Source organism: Bradyrhizobium sp. CCBAU 11357, assembly GCF_028128865.1.
Lineage (GTDB): Bacteria > Pseudomonadota > Alphaproteobacteria > Rhizobiales > Xanthobacteraceae > Bradyrhizobium.
On the sequence record NZ_LBJW01000104.1, the window covers coordinates 154,963 to 170,909 of the forward strand.

13 protein-coding genes are annotated in these 15,947 nt (G+C 65.4%); 7 read left to right on the plus strand and 6 right to left on the minus strand.

The window, feature by feature from the left end; all coding sequences use genetic code 11:
- Nucleotides 1–103 precede the first annotated feature (103 nt).
- Nucleotides 104–2,179, minus strand: a complete 2,076-nt coding sequence (locus XI05_RS22600; protein WP_271505735.1) for a methyl-accepting chemotaxis protein — start codon at nucleotides 2,177–2,179, stop codon at nucleotides 104–106.
- 244 nt (nucleotides 2,180–2,423) lie between these two features.
- On the opposite strand from XI05_RS22600, the gene XI05_RS22605 reads away from it, so the two are divergent.
- Nucleotides 2,424–3,719 carry a hemolysin family protein gene (locus XI05_RS22605; protein WP_271505738.1) on the plus strand — a complete coding sequence of 432 codons (1,296 nt, stop codon included), beginning with the start codon at nucleotides 2,424–2,426 and terminating at the stop codon, nucleotides 3,717–3,719.
- A 7-nt stretch (nucleotides 3,720–3,726) separates the two neighbouring features.
- Here the strand turns inward: XI05_RS22605 and XI05_RS22610 are convergent, their stop codons facing one another.
- From XI05_RS22610 to XI05_RS22620, 3 genes are all read right to left on the minus strand, one after another.
- Nucleotides 3,727–3,966 carry a PilZ domain-containing protein gene (locus XI05_RS22610; RefSeq protein WP_172786626.1) on the minus strand — a complete coding sequence of 80 codons (240 nt, stop codon included), beginning with the start codon at nucleotides 3,964–3,966 and terminating at the stop codon, nucleotides 3,727–3,729.
- Between the two features lie 97 nt (nucleotides 3,967–4,063).
- A complete protein-coding gene (locus XI05_RS22615) occupies nucleotides 4,064–5,752 on the minus strand; it encodes an FMN-binding glutamate synthase family protein (RefSeq protein ID WP_442869307.1) in 1,689 nt (562 codons plus the stop codon).
- Nucleotides 5,753–6,064: 312 nt separating this feature from the next.
- Complete coding sequence (locus XI05_RS22620) at nucleotides 6,065–6,838, minus strand: ferredoxin--NADP reductase (RefSeq protein WP_212259409.1); 774 nt, start codon at nucleotides 6,836–6,838, stop codon at nucleotides 6,065–6,067.
- Between the two features lie 373 nt (nucleotides 6,839–7,211).
- Here XI05_RS22620 and XI05_RS22625 point away from each other — a divergent pair, with 373 nt between their 5' ends.
- A complete protein-coding gene (locus tag XI05_RS22625; RefSeq protein WP_271505741.1) occupies nucleotides 7,212–8,021 on the plus strand; it encodes an ATP-grasp domain-containing protein in 810 nt (269 codons plus the stop codon).
- Between the two features lie 185 nt (nucleotides 8,022–8,206).
- Here XI05_RS22625 and XI05_RS22630 read toward each other — a convergent pair whose 3' ends face one another.
- Complete coding sequence (locus XI05_RS22630; RefSeq protein WP_271505744.1) at nucleotides 8,207–9,148, minus strand: amino acid ABC transporter substrate-binding protein; 942 nt, start codon at nucleotides 9,146–9,148, stop codon at nucleotides 8,207–8,209.
- Between the two features lie 9 nt (nucleotides 9,149–9,157).
- Nucleotides 9,158–10,456 carry a dicarboxylate/amino acid:cation symporter gene (locus tag XI05_RS22635; RefSeq protein ID WP_271505745.1) on the minus strand — a complete coding sequence of 433 codons (1,299 nt, stop codon included), beginning with the start codon at nucleotides 10,454–10,456 and terminating at the stop codon, nucleotides 9,158–9,160.
- Between the two features lie 211 nt (nucleotides 10,457–10,667).
- Between XI05_RS22635 and XI05_RS22640 the strand changes: the two genes are divergently transcribed.
- The 5 genes from XI05_RS22640 to XI05_RS22660 all read left to right on the plus strand — a co-directional run bounded on the left by XI05_RS22640 (nucleotide 10,668) and on the right by XI05_RS22660 (nucleotide 15,933).
- Complete coding sequence (locus XI05_RS22640) at nucleotides 10,668–11,675, plus strand: NADP-dependent oxidoreductase (RefSeq protein ID WP_271505746.1); 1,008 nt, start codon at nucleotides 10,668–10,670, stop codon at nucleotides 11,673–11,675.
- A gap of 148 nt (nucleotides 11,676–11,823) precedes the next feature.
- Nucleotides 11,824–12,642 (plus strand): hypothetical protein, encoded by an 819-nt coding sequence (locus XI05_RS22645; protein ID WP_271505752.1) that lies wholly within the window; start codon nucleotides 11,824–11,826, stop codon nucleotides 12,640–12,642.
- 113 nt (nucleotides 12,643–12,755) lie between these two features.
- Nucleotides 12,756–12,971: a hypothetical protein gene (locus tag XI05_RS22650; RefSeq protein ID WP_172786619.1), complete on the plus strand. Its 216-nt coding sequence runs from the start codon at nucleotides 12,756–12,758 to the stop codon at nucleotides 12,969–12,971.
- 188 nt (nucleotides 12,972–13,159) lie between these two features.
- Nucleotides 13,160–14,323, plus strand: coding sequence for an FAD-dependent monooxygenase (locus XI05_RS22655; RefSeq protein WP_271505756.1), 1,164 nt, complete (start codon nucleotides 13,160–13,162; stop codon nucleotides 14,321–14,323).
- Entirely contained in the window at nucleotides 14,320–15,933 is a 1,614-nt protein-coding gene (locus XI05_RS22660) for a benzoate-CoA ligase family protein (protein ID WP_271505758.1), read from the plus strand. The genes XI05_RS22655 and XI05_RS22660 overlap by 4 nt, the downstream gene beginning before the upstream one ends.
- The last annotated feature ends 14 nt before the right edge of the window (nucleotides 15,934–15,947 follow it).

Consider the following 15,947-nt stretch of genomic DNA (forward strand, 5'->3'; position numbering starts at 1 on the left):
GATGAACTCAGATGGTGGCCGTTTCACCTCTCCCGCTTGCGACCCGCAAGCGGGAGAGGGAGCGCACCTCCGTTGCAGCGATCAATCCTGATATCGCGACGGCCTACGCCGCGCGGATCGCGTCGAGGAATTTTCCGACCTCGACCTTTAGCCGGCTGCTTTCGCCCGAGAGCGACCTTGCCGATGCGAGCACGTTGGAGGAGGCTGATCCGGTTTGGCTCGCGCCACGCTGCACGTCGACGATGCTGGCGGAGACCTGCTGGGTGCCGCGCGCGGCCTGCTGCACGTTGCGGGAGATCTCGCGCGTCGCAGCGCCCTGCTCTTCGACCGCCGCGGCGATTGCGGACGCGATCTCGGACATGCGGGAGATGGTATCGCCGATCGACTTGATGGCGCCGACGGAGTCTTCGGTGGCGGCCTGGATCCCTGCGATCTGCTGGCTGATCTCGCCGGTGGCCTTGGCGGTCTGCTCGGCCAGCGCCTTGACCTCGGAGGCGACGACGGCGAAGCCGCGACCGGCCTCGCCGGCGCGCGCCGCCTCGATGGTGGCATTGAGCGCCAGAAGATTGGTCTGGCCCGCGATCTGGCTGATGAGCTCGACGACGTCGCCGATCCGGCCTGCGGCCCTGGCGAGCTCGCCGACATGCTCGTTGGTCCGCCCCGCCTGCTGCACGGCCTCGCCGGCGATGCGCGCGGAGTCCTGAACCTGGCGGCTGATCTCGTCGACCGACGAGGCCATCTCCTCGGCCGCGGCGGCAACGGTCTGCACGTTGGCGGAGGCCTGCTCGGAGGCGGCAGCGACGGTCGCCGTGACCTTTTCCGATTGATCGGCCGAGCTCGTCAGCGTTCCCGCTGAGGCTTCCAGCTCGGAGGATGCCGACGAGACGGTGCTGATGACGTCGCCGATCATGGCTTCGAACTCGCGCGCGATCTGATCCATGCGCTGGCTGCGCTTCAGCTTCGCTTCCGCTTCGGTCGCGGCCGCCTCCTCGGCGGACTTCTTGGCGAGCAGCGAATCCTTGAAATGCTGGAGCGAGCCGGCGACCTGGCCGATCTCGTCGCTGCGGCCCGTCGCGGGAATCTCGACCTCGTGCTGCCCTACTGCGAGCGCTCCGATCACGTCGGCGATCCGGCCGAGCGGCGCCACCACGCGCCTGCGCAGCATGATGGTCACGCCACCGAGCGTGCCGAGCAGGGCCAGCACGGCGATTCCGGCGAGCGCGAGCATCGCCAGCGCGCCGTCGCGCGCGGCCGAGGCACGCTCGGCGGCTTCCGCCAGCGCAGCGTCGCGCACGCCGTAGAACATCTGGATGGCCGGGACGATGACCTTCGCCAGCTCGTCGGCGGTGATGCCGTACTTGCCGTCGCTCTTCGCCGCAGGCATCTCCTTCTCCACGACCGAGGCTGCTTTTCCAAAATAGGATTCCGTCGCGGCCTTCAGCGTCGTGGCGATCCGGGGCGGATTGCCGAGCTGCTCCATGCCGGCTTCGATGCGCTCACGGTCGGCTTCGACGCGTCCCTGCATGCGATCCATCAGCGCGAATTCGGCCGCCACCAGGGGGCGGCGTGCGGACAGCGCCGGCGACAATGTGGCGGCGCGGCTGCCGGCCGAAACGCGCAGGTCCTGCGCCGTTCGCGCCAGGCTCAAGAGCGCGGCGAGCGAGGAATCGGCATTGACGACCTGTCCTTCGAGCCGGTTCATGACGGGCTCGATGTTGCTGATAACCTCGGCAACGGCAGGCAGGAAGCCCTTGACCACAGCGCTGTCGCGCGCCGCGAGGGGAACGCTCATTGCGCGATCTGCCGCCGTGTAAACGTCCTTGAGCCGACGGGCAGCGCGATCCAGGGTTTCGATCATCGCGGCGCCGTCATCGACCGTCATGAGCGCGCGCCTTGCGGCCTCGAATCCGGCATCGGCCGCTTTCGCCGCCTTCCCGGCAGCTTCGGTCTGCGCCTGCGTTGCCGCGCCTTCCTGGAAGATAGGGGTGATGTAGGGCGCACGTAGGCCAGCGACGTGCTGGCTCACCGTTAGCATCGCACCGAACGCTTCCACCGTCTTGATCGCGTCGGAGCGGTTCGTGAAGATGCGCGTCTGAGGAATCAGCACCTCGGCGCCGAGAATGACTGCAAACACCGTCACCGTCAGCATCGACAGCGCGAATAGCTTCCCGATCCGCATCCTCAGATCCCCGAATATTATTTCTGCAAGAGCGAAAACTAGCCGCCGGCCACTAAGGCCTCGTTAAGCAACGATCCGTAGTTCCGCGGGGTGTCAGGTCGTCGCGGGACCCCTTAGCACGCTGTCGCGTACCGGTTCCCTTTGCCCGACCAACGCGCAGAATCGCCAGCACTTCCGCACCGAATACCTATATCAATGGCTTGCGCCGGCACCCCGGTCACACTTGCTTACCTCCGGAACGTCAATGCTCTCGCTCGAACTCGTCATCGTCGTCGTCCTGATCGTCATCAACGGCCTGCTCTCGATGTCCGAGCTGGCCGTGGTCTCGTCCCGTCCGGCACGGCTGTCGCTGCTCGCGGCCAAGGGCGTGCGCGGCGCCGAGCGGGCGCTGACGCTGGCGGCCGATCCCGGCAAGTTCCTGTCCACGGTGCAGATCGGCATCACACTGGTCGGCGTGCTCTCCGGCGCGTTCTCCGGCGCCACGCTCGGGCAGCGGCTGACGCAATGGCTGCTCGAGCTCGGTCTGTCTCCGGGCATCGCCGAGATCGTCGGCGTCGGCATCGTGGTCACGCTCATCACCTACGCCACCCTGATCGTCGGCGAGCTGGTGCCGAAGCAGGTGGCGCTGCGCGACCCCGAAAGCATCGCGGTGCGGGTCGCGCCGGCGATGCACGCGCTTGCGAAAATATCGCTGCCGCTGGTCTTTCTGCTCGACGTCTCCGGCAAGCTGATCCTCGCGCTGCTCGGCCGCGGCGGCAAGGCCGAGGAGAAGGTCTCGGAGGACGAGATCCATCACCTCGTCAGCGAGGCCGAGAGCGCCGGCGTGCTCGAGCCCGGCGAGAAGGAGATGATCGCCGGCGTGATGCGGCTCGGCGACCGGCCGGTCGGCGCGGTCATGACGCCGCGCACCGAGGTCGACGAGATCGACCTGAACGACGATCCCGCCGCCGTCCAGGAGATCATTGCCAAGAGCCCGCATTCGCGCTTTCCCGTCTCCGACGGCGACCGCGACAAGCCGATCGGCGTGCTCCAGGCCAAGGACCTGCTGGTCGCCTACATGAACGAACGTAACCCGGACTTACGCGCGCTCGTGCGCGAGGCGCCCGGCATCCCGGTGTCGGCAGATGCGCGCGACGTGCTGACCATCCTGAAAGCGGCGCCCGTTCACGTCGGGCTCGTCTACGACGAATACGGCGCATTCGAAGGCATGGTGACGGCCGCCGACATCCTCGAGTCGATCGTCGGCGCCTTTCATTCCGAGGAGGGACCGCCCGAGCCGGCCTTCATCAGGCGCGACGACGACTCGCTCTTGATCTCCGGCTGGATGCCGGTCGACGAGTTCGGCGAGCTGCTCGGCATCGAGCTGCCGCCGCATCGCTACAACACCGTGGCAGGCCTCGTGCTGCAACAGTTCAGCATGCTGCCCAATGTCGGCGACGCCTTCGATTTCGGCGGCTGGCACATCGAGGTGGTCGATCTCGACGGGCGTCGGATCGACAAGATTTTGGCCAGCCGGCTGGGCGAGCAGGCGGCGGCGTGAGCGCGCCTCACCCGAACCGCACCCCGATCCGCTTTTCCTTGCGCCAGACCACGGTGCAGCGCAGATGCCTGCCGTCGGCCTGAACGAACAGGGTGAAATGATCGGGAATGCCGACGGGACTGGTGACGTCGAGTGCGGCGCCGGTGTCGGAGAGATTGCGGACGGTGCAGTCGATCGCGCCGCCGCCGAACTCGATCGTTCCGGCCTTCAGCACGCGATGTCTGGCTTTGTCGCGTCGCTCGTCCATGGGGCGAATCTACACCCAAAGTTGAACCAGACGTTACACCCACCCTCCGCTCTCGGCAATTTGACGGCCCTGGCCTGCGGCAGCGGCGGCCGGCATCTCACAGCGCCGGCTGGAACGTCTCGGCGCGCGCCATCTGCCAGGCGTCGCGGAACCGCGGGTCTTCCGTGCCTTCGAGCAGCTCGCCCGGACGCAGCGCCGGATAGAGCTGCGCGAAGGACTTCACCTGGGTCGTCGACGTCCGTTGGCTGAAATGGATCGGCCGCAGCTGCTGCGGATGTTCGAGGCCGGCCGCGGCGATGAGCTCGGTCAGCGAATGCAGCGTGGCGTGGTGATAATTGTGCACGCGATCGATCTTGAGCGGCACGTAGAGCGCGCGCGCCCGCGTCGGGTCCTGCGTTGCCACCCCGGTCGGGCAGCGGTCGGTGTGGCAGCTCAACGACTGGATGCAGCCGAGCGAGAACATGAAACCGCGCGCCGAATTGCACCAATCGGCGCCGATCGCCATGGCGCGTGCCATGTCGAAGGCGGTGGCGATCTTGCCGGACGCGCCGATCTTGATGCGGTCGCGCGCATTGATGCCGACCAGCGCGTTGTGGACGAAATTGACGCCCTCGCGCATCGGCATGCCCAAATGATCCATGAACTCCAGCGGCGCCGCACCGGTGCCGCCCTCATTGCCGTCGACGACGATGAAGTCGGGATAGATGCCGGTCTGAAGCATCGCCTTGCAGATCGCCAGGAACTCCCAGGGATGGCCGATGCACAGCTTGAAGCCGGCCGGCTTGCCGCCTGAGAGGCGGCGCATCTCGGCGATGAACTGCATCATGCCCACAGGCGTGGAGAAGGCGCGATGCGAGGCCGGCGAGATGCAGTCCTCGCCCATCGCGACGCCGCGGATCTTGGAGATCTCCTCGGAGACCTTGGCCGCCGGCAGCACGCCGCCATGGCCGGGCTTGGCACCCTGGCTGATCTTGAGCTCGACCATTTTGATCTGGTCGTCGCCGGCGGCGCGCGCGAACGCTTCGGGATCGAAGCTGCCGTCGAGATGACGGCAACCGAAATAGCCGGAGCCGATCTCCCAGATGATGTCGCCGCCCATCTCGCGGTGATAGGGGCTGACGCCGCCCTCGCCGGTGTCGTGCGCGAAGCCGCCCTGCCTGGCACCGGCATTCAGTGCCCGCACCGCATTCGGGCTGAGCGCGCCGAAGCTCATCGCCGAGATGTTGAACACCGAGGCCGAATAGGGCCTTGCGCAATCCGGTCCACCGATCACGACACGGAATTTCTCCGTGGCATGCGCCTTCGGCGAGACCGAGTGATGCATCCACTCGTAGCCCTCGCGATAGACGTCCTCCTGGGTGCCGAACGGGCGCTTGTCGAGCTCCATCTTGGCGCGCTGATAGACCACCGCGCGGGTGTCGCGCGAGAACGGCATGCCGTCCTTCTCGCTCTCGAAGAAATATTGCCGCATCTCGGGCCGGATCTCTTCGAGCAGGAAGCGGATATGCGCGGAAATCGGATAATTGCGCAGCACCGCGTGGCTCTTCTGCAGGAGATCGCGGACGCCGAGCAGGGTCAGCGCGCCGAAGATCAGGATCGGAATCAACAGGATGTCGAAGATCTTGCGGTCGGCGATGCCGATGCCGATCAGGAGCGCGGTGACCACCGCGCAGATCGTCAGCACGATGAAGCGCGGCGAGAAGGGCAGCAGCAGGGTTTCCATGATCCCCTCCTCCGCCAGCGGCAGGCGTTTCGGGGATGCATGCGTCTTGTTGTCGTCGGCCACGTTTCCGATCCTCTCGCCAGCAGAAGGCGTCACGATACGCCCGCGCTTGTCATACGGATATGACGCCGCCCTTGTTTCAGGCTAGCGAATTCGGTCGAGACAAATCAATCAGCCGGATGGACTGGTTTTGCAGCGCAGCAGGGGGACGGGTTAGGCGGCAAGCGGCCGCAACCAAGCAGTGTCCCGGGCAAGCGCAAGCGCAGACCCGGGACCCAAAATGCAACGCCAAGCGATGCGGAGAGATGGGCCCCGGCTCTGCGGCGCAACGCCGAAGCGGCGCTGCGCTGCGTCCGGGGCACGATGGCGTGGCGCTCAGCGCTCGACGAAGGCCTTCTCGATCACGAAATGGCCGGGCTTGTTGCCGCTGCCTTCGACGAAGTCGCGGCTCTCGAACATCGCCTTCAGCTCTTCGAGCATCGCCGGGCTGCCGCACATCATGATGCGGTCGGTTGCGATGTCGAGCGGGCCTTGCCCGATGTCGTTGAAGATCTGCTCGGAGCTGATCAGATCGGTGATGCGGCCGCGATTCCGGAACGGCTCCCGGGTCACGGTCGGGTAGTAGATGAGCTTGTCCGCGAGCAGCTCGCCGAACAGCTCATCCTCGCGCAGGGTCGCAACCAGCTTCTCGCCATAGGCGAGCTCGGAGACCTGGCGGCAGCCATGCACCAGCACGATGGACTCGAACTGGTCATAGACCTCGGGGTCCTTGATCAGGCTGGCGAAGGGCGCAAGGCCGGTGCCGGTGGAGAGCAGCATCAGCCGCTTGCCGGGAAGCAAATTGTCGGTGATCAGCGTGCCGGTCGCCTTGCGGCCGACCAGGATGGTGTCGCCTTCCTTGATCTTCTGCAGGCGCGAGGTCAGCGGACCGTCCTGCACCTTGATCGAGAAGAACTCGAGCTCTTCCTCGTGGTTGGCGCTCGCCATGCTGTAGGCGCGCAGCAGCGGCCGGCCATCGACCTCGAGGCCGATCATGGCGAACTGGCCGTTCTGGAACCGGAAACCGGTATCGCGCGTGGCGCGGAAGCTGAACAGCGTGTCGGTCCAGTGGTGGACGGAAAGAACCTTCTCTCGGTAAAACGCGCTCATGATTTTCGATATTCCGAATAGCTGCGGTTTTAGGGCAAAACCGTTGCCCGGCCCTGAAACGGGGCGGTCACCATTTGCCATGGCGGAGGATTTCGGGTGTGTGATCTACGCCATTGAGACCAATAATCAACCTCGTTTCGGATGCAATTGATGCCGGTCAAACCGGCATTTGCGGCAGAACTGGTCACATCATTAAGGAATCTGCTGCCTGGCGCGCGCGGAGGATAATTTCTTTTCCCTCGCGGGCTTCATTGCAGCACTTAATTTCCGCCGCGCTCGCGGGAATTTCATTAAGAATAGCTCTGATTTTCATCCGGATTGGCGCCGGTGCCCGCATTTTTGCGGCTTTTGGCGCCAGGGACGACGAAACACCATGGCAAGCGGCGAGCGGATCTTCGTTCAGGCGATCAGGCGCTGTTGCGCGGCGCGGCGCATCGCGGTCGATGTCCGCTCCGGCGGCTGGCTCATCGCGATGCGCCGGGGGCCGCGGCGGCACTTCGCCTTCGGCTACGACATCGGCCTCAACAGCGCCATCGCCCATCGCCTTGCCAACGACAAATCAGCCACCGCCGAGGCGCTGACGCTGGCGGAGGTGCCCTGCATTCCGCATCGGCTCTTCCTCAACCCGAAGCTGGGCGTGCATGTCGCCGGCGCCGATTGGCGCGAGGGGATGCTGGCGCTGCTCGCCGAAAATCCGCAGGGCGTGGTGGTAAAGCCGAACGAGGGGACATCGGGGCGATCGGTGTTCAAGGTCACGACCGAGGCGGAGCTCGACCACGCGGCCGGCGAGGTCTTTTCGATGAGCACGGGGCTCGTGATCTCGCCCTATGTCGCGATCGAGGAGGAGGTCCGCGTGGTGCTGCTCGATGATGCGCCCCGCGTCGTCTACAGCAAGCAGCGCGGCCCGGACTGGCGGCACAATCTCGATGCCGGCGCAAAGCCGGTGCTGCTGCAGGACGGCGAGGTCCGCGCGGCCTGCGTGAAGCTCGCGATCGAAGCCGCGCGCGCCATCGGCATCGTCTTTGCCTCGATCGACGTGGTTCGTGTCGACGGCTCCTGGCGCGTGCTCGAGATCAATTCCGGCGTGATGATGGAAGCACTGGCCAAGCTGCATCCGGAACTGGTGCAGGCGACCTATGACGCGGCGCTGGACCGGGTGTTTGGGGAAAGCGACAAATACTAGCCACGGCGCAGCTGCCACCCTCCCCTGGAGGGGGAGGGTCGCTGTGCATGGAGCGAAGCGGAATGCGCAGCGGGGTGGGGTGATCCCTCCGCTCGGGCACTACCCGCGTGGAGAGATCACCCCACCCCGCTCGCGCTGCGCGCGATCGACCCTCCCCCTCCAGGGGAGGGTAAGAGAGACTGCCGCTAATTATTCGCGCTGGGGGAATCGTCCATGGCCTTGAACGCCTCTTCCAGCTGCAGCGAGATCGGCACGTTCAGGCGCTCGCCTGTGGGCAGCCTTGCGGTGAACCATTTGTTGTAGAGCGGGACGAGGTCGCGGTTGGAGCCGAGCTTGCGGAAGGCGCGCTCGACCACGGCGGCAAGTTGCGGCTCGCCCTTCCTGAACATGATGCCGTAGGGATCGTAGGACAGATAGTCGCCGGTGACGCGGAACTTGTCCTGCGCCTTGTGGCGCGCGATCAGGCCGAACAGCAGGATGTCGTCGGTCGCGAACGCGTCGGCCTTGCCGTCGGCGAGCATCTGGTACGATTGCTCGTGGTCGGGCGAGGTGACGATGTTGAGGCCGAGCGAGAACTTCTTGTCGGCCGCATGCATCGCCTGCTCGTTGGTGGTGCCCTTGGTCACCACCACGGTCTTGCCCTTGAGATCGGTGACCGAAGCGACGGTCGAGGCCTTCGGCACCATCAGCTTGGTGCCGGCGACGAACATCAGCGGCGAGAAGGCGACGCGCTTGCCACGCTCGGCATTGGCCGTGGTCGAGCCGCATTCGAGATCGATCTTGTTCTGGAGCACGGCGTCGATGCGGTCGTCCGAGGTGACCTTGACGTAGTCAATCCTGAGATTGGAATCGTCGACCTCGACGCCGATCTCCTCGACGATGGCTTCGCACAGTTCGAGGCTGTAGCCGATCGGCCGTCCCGACTGGTCGAGGAACGAGAACGGCGGTGAGCTCTCGCGGTAGCCGAGCCGCACGGTGTGGGCCGACTTGATGGCCGACAGCGTCGGGCTGAGCCCTTCGCCGGCGGTCTGGGCGAGTGCCGACGTCGCGCACGAGGAGGCCGCGAGCAACGACGCGGCGAGCAAGAGGACGCCTGAGGTCAGCGGCCTCGCCAATATCCTGCCCATGGCGCGCTCCTATCCATGGCCGGCCATCGCGGGCACCTCGCCCGGGACCATGTCGTCGGGCACGACGTCGCCGGAGCCAAGCTCGTGCTCGGGGCCGAGCTCGCCCTCCCATTTGGCCACGACCGAGGTCGCAAGCGTGTTGCCGATCACATTGGTGGCGCTGCGGCCCATGTCGAGGAAGGTGTCGATGCCCATGATCATCAAAAGGCCCGCCTCGGGAATGTTGAACTGCGCCAAGGTCGAGGCGATCACGACGAGAGAGGCGCGCGGCACGCCGGCGACGCCCTTGGAGGTGATCATGAGCGTCGCCAGCATCGCGAGCTGGGTGCCGAGCGGCATGTCGATATGATAGCTCTGCGCGATGAAGACGGCCGCGAAAGTGCAGTACATCATCGTGCCGTCGAGATTGAAGGAATAGCCGAGCGGCAGCACGAAGCTCGAGATTCGCGACGAGGCGCCGAAGCGGTTGAGAGCCTCGAGCGTCTTCGGATAGGCCGCCTCCGAGCTCGCGGTCGAGAACGCGATCATCAACGGCTCGCGGACCAGCTTCAAGAGATGGCTGTAGCGCGGCCCGATCACGATGAAGCCGACGATGACCAGGATGGCCCACAGGATCGCCAGCGAGAGATAGAAGCCGCCCATGAACACGATGAGCTTCCACAACACGGCGAGACCGTTCTTGGCCACCGTTGCGGTGATCGCGGCCCACACTGCGAGCGGCGCGAACAGCATGACGTAGGCCGTCACCTTCAGCATGATGTGGCCGACGTCGTCGATCATGGCGAGGATCGGCTTTGAACGTTCGGGCATGGAGCCCATCGCCACCGAGAAGAACACGGCGAAGATCACGATCTGCAGAATCTCGTTCTGCGCCATCGCATCCGCGATCGAGGTCGGGATCAGATGGGTGAGGAATTTCTCGATGGAGAAGGCCGAGACCGGCAGGCCGGTCGATTGACCCGCCTGCGGCAGCGTGCCGGGGAAGTTGGCGCCGGGCTGCAGCAGATTGACCATGATCAGGCCGAGCAGCAACGAGACGAAGGATGCGCTGACGAACCAGCCCATGGTCTTGGCGAAGATCCGGCCGAGCTTGGAGCCGGAGCCCATATGGGCGATGCCGCCGACCAGGGTCGCGAACACCAGGGGCGCGATGATCATCTTGATCAGGCGCAGGAACATCATGGCGATCAGGTTGATGGAGGAGGCCCAGTCGGCGCGCGTGTCCGGCAGGAAGTTGTAGATCGCCGAGCCCATGACGATGCCCAGCACCATCGCGGCCAGAATGTATTGCGTGAACCTGTTGGACATCGCTTACCCCCACGTACACCGGCGCTTCATAGTGTCGCAGATATGACAGCGACGCAACACGCTTTGCGTGCACGCGCGATGGCGCGATGTTCCCGTTGCGCAACGCCAGCGCGCGATCTAGCCTTCGTGCAGCGCACAACACATGCGGCTTGCACGTTTTCTTTGCGGCGGCTGCACCAATAATCGTCAAACAAACGAAGAGGGAAACGCCATGAGCGGCAACATCAATCGCCAGATTCTGCTGGTGGAAAAGCCCAGCGGCAAGCTCGGCCCCGAGCATTTCAAGATGATCGAGGGCGCGATGCCGGAACCGAAGGACGGCGAGGCCTTGCTGCGTGTGCGCTACATCTCGCTCGATGCGGCCAACCGCGCCTGGATGCACGGCGCGACCTATCGTTCCGCCGTCGAGGCCAACAGCGTCATGGCCGGCGGCGCCATCGCCGAGGTGGTCAGCTCGAAGGCGGCGGGACTTGCGCCCGGCGATATCGTGTTCGGCGACACCGGTTGGCAGGAATTTGCCGCCGTGCCGGCGAAGCACCTGACCAAAATGCCGAAGCTCGAGCCGATGACACATTTGCTCAGCGTGTTCGGCGTCGCCGGCCTCACCGCCTATTTCGGCCTGCTGGAGATCGGCAAGCCCAAAGAAGGGGAAACCGTCGTGGTCTCCGCGGCCGCGGGCTCGGTCGGCTCGATCGTCGGACAGATCGCCAGGATCAAGGGATGCCGCGTCGTCGGCATCGCCGGCGGCGCCGACAAGTGCAACTGGCTGACCTCCGAGCTCGGCTTCGATGCCGCCGTGGATTACAAGGACGGCGCATTGTTCAAGGCGCTGCGCGCAGCGGCGCCGAAAGGCATCGACGTCTATTTCGACAATGTCGGCGGCGACATTCTCGAAGCCTGCCTGCCCCAGATGAACAATTACGGCCGCATCGCCTGCTGTGGCGCGATCTCGCAATATGACGGCGCGCCGTCTGCACATGGGCCGCGCGGCGTGCCCGGCCTGATCGTGGTGAAGCGGCTGACCATGCAGGGCTTCATCGTGATGGACTACATGAAGGACAGCGAGCGCGCGCTCGCCGATCTCCAGGCCTGGGTGAAATCCGGCAAGCTCAAGGTACAGGAGGACATTCTCGACGGCCTCGAGAACACGCCGAAAGCGCTGATCGGATTGCTTGCAGGCGAGAACCGCGGCAAGCGCATGGTGAGACTGACGACGTAGTCGCGCCGCAATTGCGCCGGCATAATCTACTTGCGGTAGAGGCCGAAGCGGCCAAAGATGCCGCTCGCGAGCTGACCCTCGCGGCGATTGCGCTTGCATATCTTTTCAAAAATAGTCGGCATTCCCGATCGGGCAGGAATTCATGCAAATGTTCAACATGTTGAAACATGCATCGACGCGCACCGCCTTGCTGGCGACGGCGCTCTTCGCAACTGCAACAGGAGCGTTCGCGCAGACCGAGGCCCAGAAGAGTGCCGTCCGGTCCGCATGCACCTCGGATTTCATGGCGCATTGCGCGAGCGTGACGCCCGGCGGAGTGGAGGCGGTTCAATGCCTCGCCAAGAACATGTCGAGCCTGTCGTCGGGGTGCCAGGCTGCGGTTCGCGCGGTCGAGCAGGCCGCAGCGCCAAAGACCGAAGCGGCGCCCGCCAAATCTGAACCGGCCAAGTCTGAGCCCGCAAAGACGGAAGCGGCGCCCGCCGCCGAGCCCGCAGCCAAGCCGGCAGCGGCAGCCGCGCCGAAGGCAGCCGCAGCAAAGCAGCCGAGCCCTGCGCAGGTGTCCGCGATCAAGGGCGCCTGCCGCGGCGATTACCCCAAGGTCTGCGCCAGCGTGCCGCCGGGCGGCGCGCCCGCGGTCGAATGCCTGGAGAAGAACAAGGCGAAGGTGTCGGCGGGCTGCGCCAAGGCCATCAATGCGGCTTTCGGTGGCGGAGCAGCCGCGCCTGCCTCCGGTGCTGCACCGGCCGCAGAGGCCGCGCCTGCCGCGGCACCGGCCGTCATCGTGCTGCGGCCCTTGCTGCCGCGCGAAGAGCTGTTCATCGCGCGGTCGGCCTGCGGCGCCGACATCCGCACCCTCTGCGCCGGCGTGGCGCCCGGCGGCGGCCGGATCATCCAATGCATTTCCAACCGCGCGGCATCGCTCTCGCCGGCCTGCAAGGAGGTGCTCGCGCCTTTCGCCGCCAGATAAGGCGGACGCAGCACGAAAGATGAATTGCGGCGTGCGCGACCGGATGCGCGCACGCTGATACCGATACTTTCTTCAGACGCAGCTTCGATCACGACAAGCCCCGGGAGAACAACATGCGTTCATTGCTGCTCGTTGCTTCTGCGCTCTTCGCGTTCGCCGCCACCATGACCTTCGAGGCCACCGACGCCAATGCGGTGGTTTGCGCCCGCGGCGTGGTTCGCGCCGGCTGCGCCGGCCCGAATGCGGCCGTGGTCGTCCGCAAGCCCGTGCCGGTGGTCCGCTGCACCAGGGTTCTGGTGAACGGGGTCTATGTGAAGCGCTGCGTCTGACCCCCGGTGGCCAATCCGCCCCGGGTTGGCTATGATTCGCGCCTGACGGTTTCGGATCCGCAAAACGCGCGTCCGGATAACGGGCTTTGGCGTGCCACGCGCTGGCGATAATTCCGCTGGCGCTGGACGCCGGAGCCCATTAGTCTACCCCTAGATAGTAAGTATACTGTCAATTAGGGAGGCAGACGTTGCGGATCGCCGTGATTGGCGGGGGGCCCGGTGGGCTCTACTTCGCCTATCTCTGGAAGAAGCGTCACCCCGAGGATCAGGTCGACCTGTTCGAACAGAACCCGGCCGACGCGACCTGGGGCTTTGGCGTCGTGTTCTCCGACCAGGCGCTGGAGTTCCTGCGCACCGACGACCCCGAGACGGTCGATGCGATCGCCCCGCACATGGAGAGCTGGGAGAACATCACGCTGAACCTGCATGGCGACAGCGTCGCCATCGACGGCGTCGGCTTCTCCTCGATCGGCCGGCTGGAGCTGCTGAAGTTTCTGCAGCAGCGCGCGTTCGAGGTCGGCGTCACGCCGCGCTTCGACACGCAGATCCAGGCGATCGACCAGCTCAACGGCCACGATCTGATCGTCGCCGCCGACGGGTTGAACTCGCTGGTGCGCCGCGCCTATGAGGGCGATTTCGGCACCTCGCTGTCCTACTCATCCAACAAGTTCGTCTGGTACGGCACCTCGAAACGCTTCGACACGCTGTCGCAGACCTTCGTGAAGACCGAGCGCGGCGCCTTCAACGCCCATCACTACCGCTATTCGCCGACCATGAGCACCTTCCTGGTCGAATGCGATCACGCCACCTGGCAGGCCTATGGTTTCGCCTACAAGGATGTCGAGCAGTCCAAGGGCGTCTGCGAGGAGGTGTTCGCCGACACGCTCGGCGGCCATTGCCTCGTCTCCAACAAATCGGTCTGGCGCAATTTTCCCTGGGTCTGGAACGAGCACTGGTCGTTCAAGAACATGGTGCTGCTCGGCGACGCCCTGCATTCGGCGCATTTCTCGATCGGCTCGGGCACGCGGCTCGCGATCGAGGACGCCATCGCCCTCGTCAAGGCGCTGGAGTCGGATGCGCATCTTGCGACCGCGCTGCATCGCTATCAGGCCGCGCGCAAGCCCATCGTGCAGAAGCTCGTCAACGCCGCGCGCACCAGTGCGTTCTGGTACGAACATTTCGCCGAGCACATGAAGCTTCCCCTGATGGACTTCGCCTACAGCTATATCACCCGCTCCGGCCGGATCGACGATTCCCGGCTGCGTGCGATGTCGCCGGCCTTCATGACCCGCTACGAGGCGGCCAAGAACGGCGGAGACAGCGCCGAAGACAACGGCGGAGATGCGGCATGAGCCATGACATAAGTGACCAGGTGCCGGCGGACAGCGAGGGCGCGCGCGAGATCGGCTTTGCCGTTCCTGACACTTACAATGCCAGCCGCGTGCTGTTCGACAATCTCGGCAAGGGCCGCGGCGACAAGCTCGCGCTCCTGGGCCCGGCAGGCACGCGCACTTACGCCGAGCTCTGCGCGGAGGCCTGCCGCTGGGGCAACGGTCTCGCCTCGCTTGGCCTTGCGCGCGGCGACCGCGTGCTGTTGTTTCTCGACGACACGCCGGCCTACCCCGCCGCCTTCTTCGGCGCGGTGCGCGCCGGCTTCGTGCCGCTGCTGATCAACACGTTGACGCCGCCGGACCTCCTGCAATTCTATCTCGCCGATTCCGTCGCGACTGTCGCGGTGGCGGATGCCGAGTTCGCGGCGCGCTTCGATGCGGAGGCTTGCAAGGAGACGAAGCTGCACACGCTGATCGTCGCCAATGGCGCGGCCGGCGAGCACGCGGCGCCGCGGGCGCTCGCGGCGGCGAGCTGGCTCGCGCAATTCCCTGCTGAGCTGGCGGAAGCGGCAACGCAGCGCGACGAAATGGCGTTCTGGATGTACTCCTCCGGCTCGACCGGACGGCCCAAGGGCATCGTGCACCTGCAGCACGACATGGCCTACAGCGAAGCCTCCTTTGCGCGGAACGTGCTGAAGCTGACGCCTGATGACATCTGCTTCTCGGTGCCGAAGATCTTCTTCGCCTACGGCTTCGGCAATTCCGTCACCTTCCCGTTCTCTGCCGGCGCCGCAACGCTGCTGCTGCCGGGGCAGCCGAAGCCGGCGTCGATCTTCGCGGCGATCGAGCAATACAAGCCGACGGTCTTCTTCGGCCTGCCGACGCTGTACACTGCGCTGACCAAGGCCGAAGGGGCGGACAAGACGGATTTCTCGTCGCTTCGCATGGCGCTCTCTGCCGCCGAGGTGCTCTCGGCCGAGGTCTTCAACGGCTGGAAGACGCTTACGGGGCTCGAAATCGTCGAAGGCCTCGGCTCGACCGAGGTGCTGCACATCTATCTCTCCAACCGGCCCGAGCAGAAGAAGCTCGGCGCCGCGGGCCAGCGCGTGCCCGGCTACGAGGTCGCGCTGCGCGACAAGGACGGCCGCGACGTCGGCGACAACGAGGAAGGGATTCTCTGGGTCCGCGGCGATTCCAACACGCCGCTGTACTGGAACCGGCCTGACAAGTCCGCGGAGACCATCCGCGAGGGCGGCTGGATCTACACCGGCGACCGCTTCGTGCGGGATGCCGACGGCTTCCACTTCTTCCGCGGCCGCGCCGACGATCTCATCAAGATCTCCGGCCAGTGGGTCTATCCGCTCGAGGTCGAGCTGTGCCTCGCCGATCACCCCGACATCCGCGAATGCGCGGTGTTCGCCGCCGAGCTGCCGGATCGTCGCATGACGCTGAAGGCGGTGGTGGTGATGAACAACCGCGCGGTGGACCAGAGTGATGCGACGCGCAGGCTGCAGGACTATGTGAAGGGCAAGCTGCTGCCCTACAAATATCCGCGCGAGGTGATCTTCATCGACGAGCTGCCGAAGACGGGTACGGGGAAGATCGATCGGCAGGCGTTGCTGCGGATGTGAGGCGAGGACGGAGT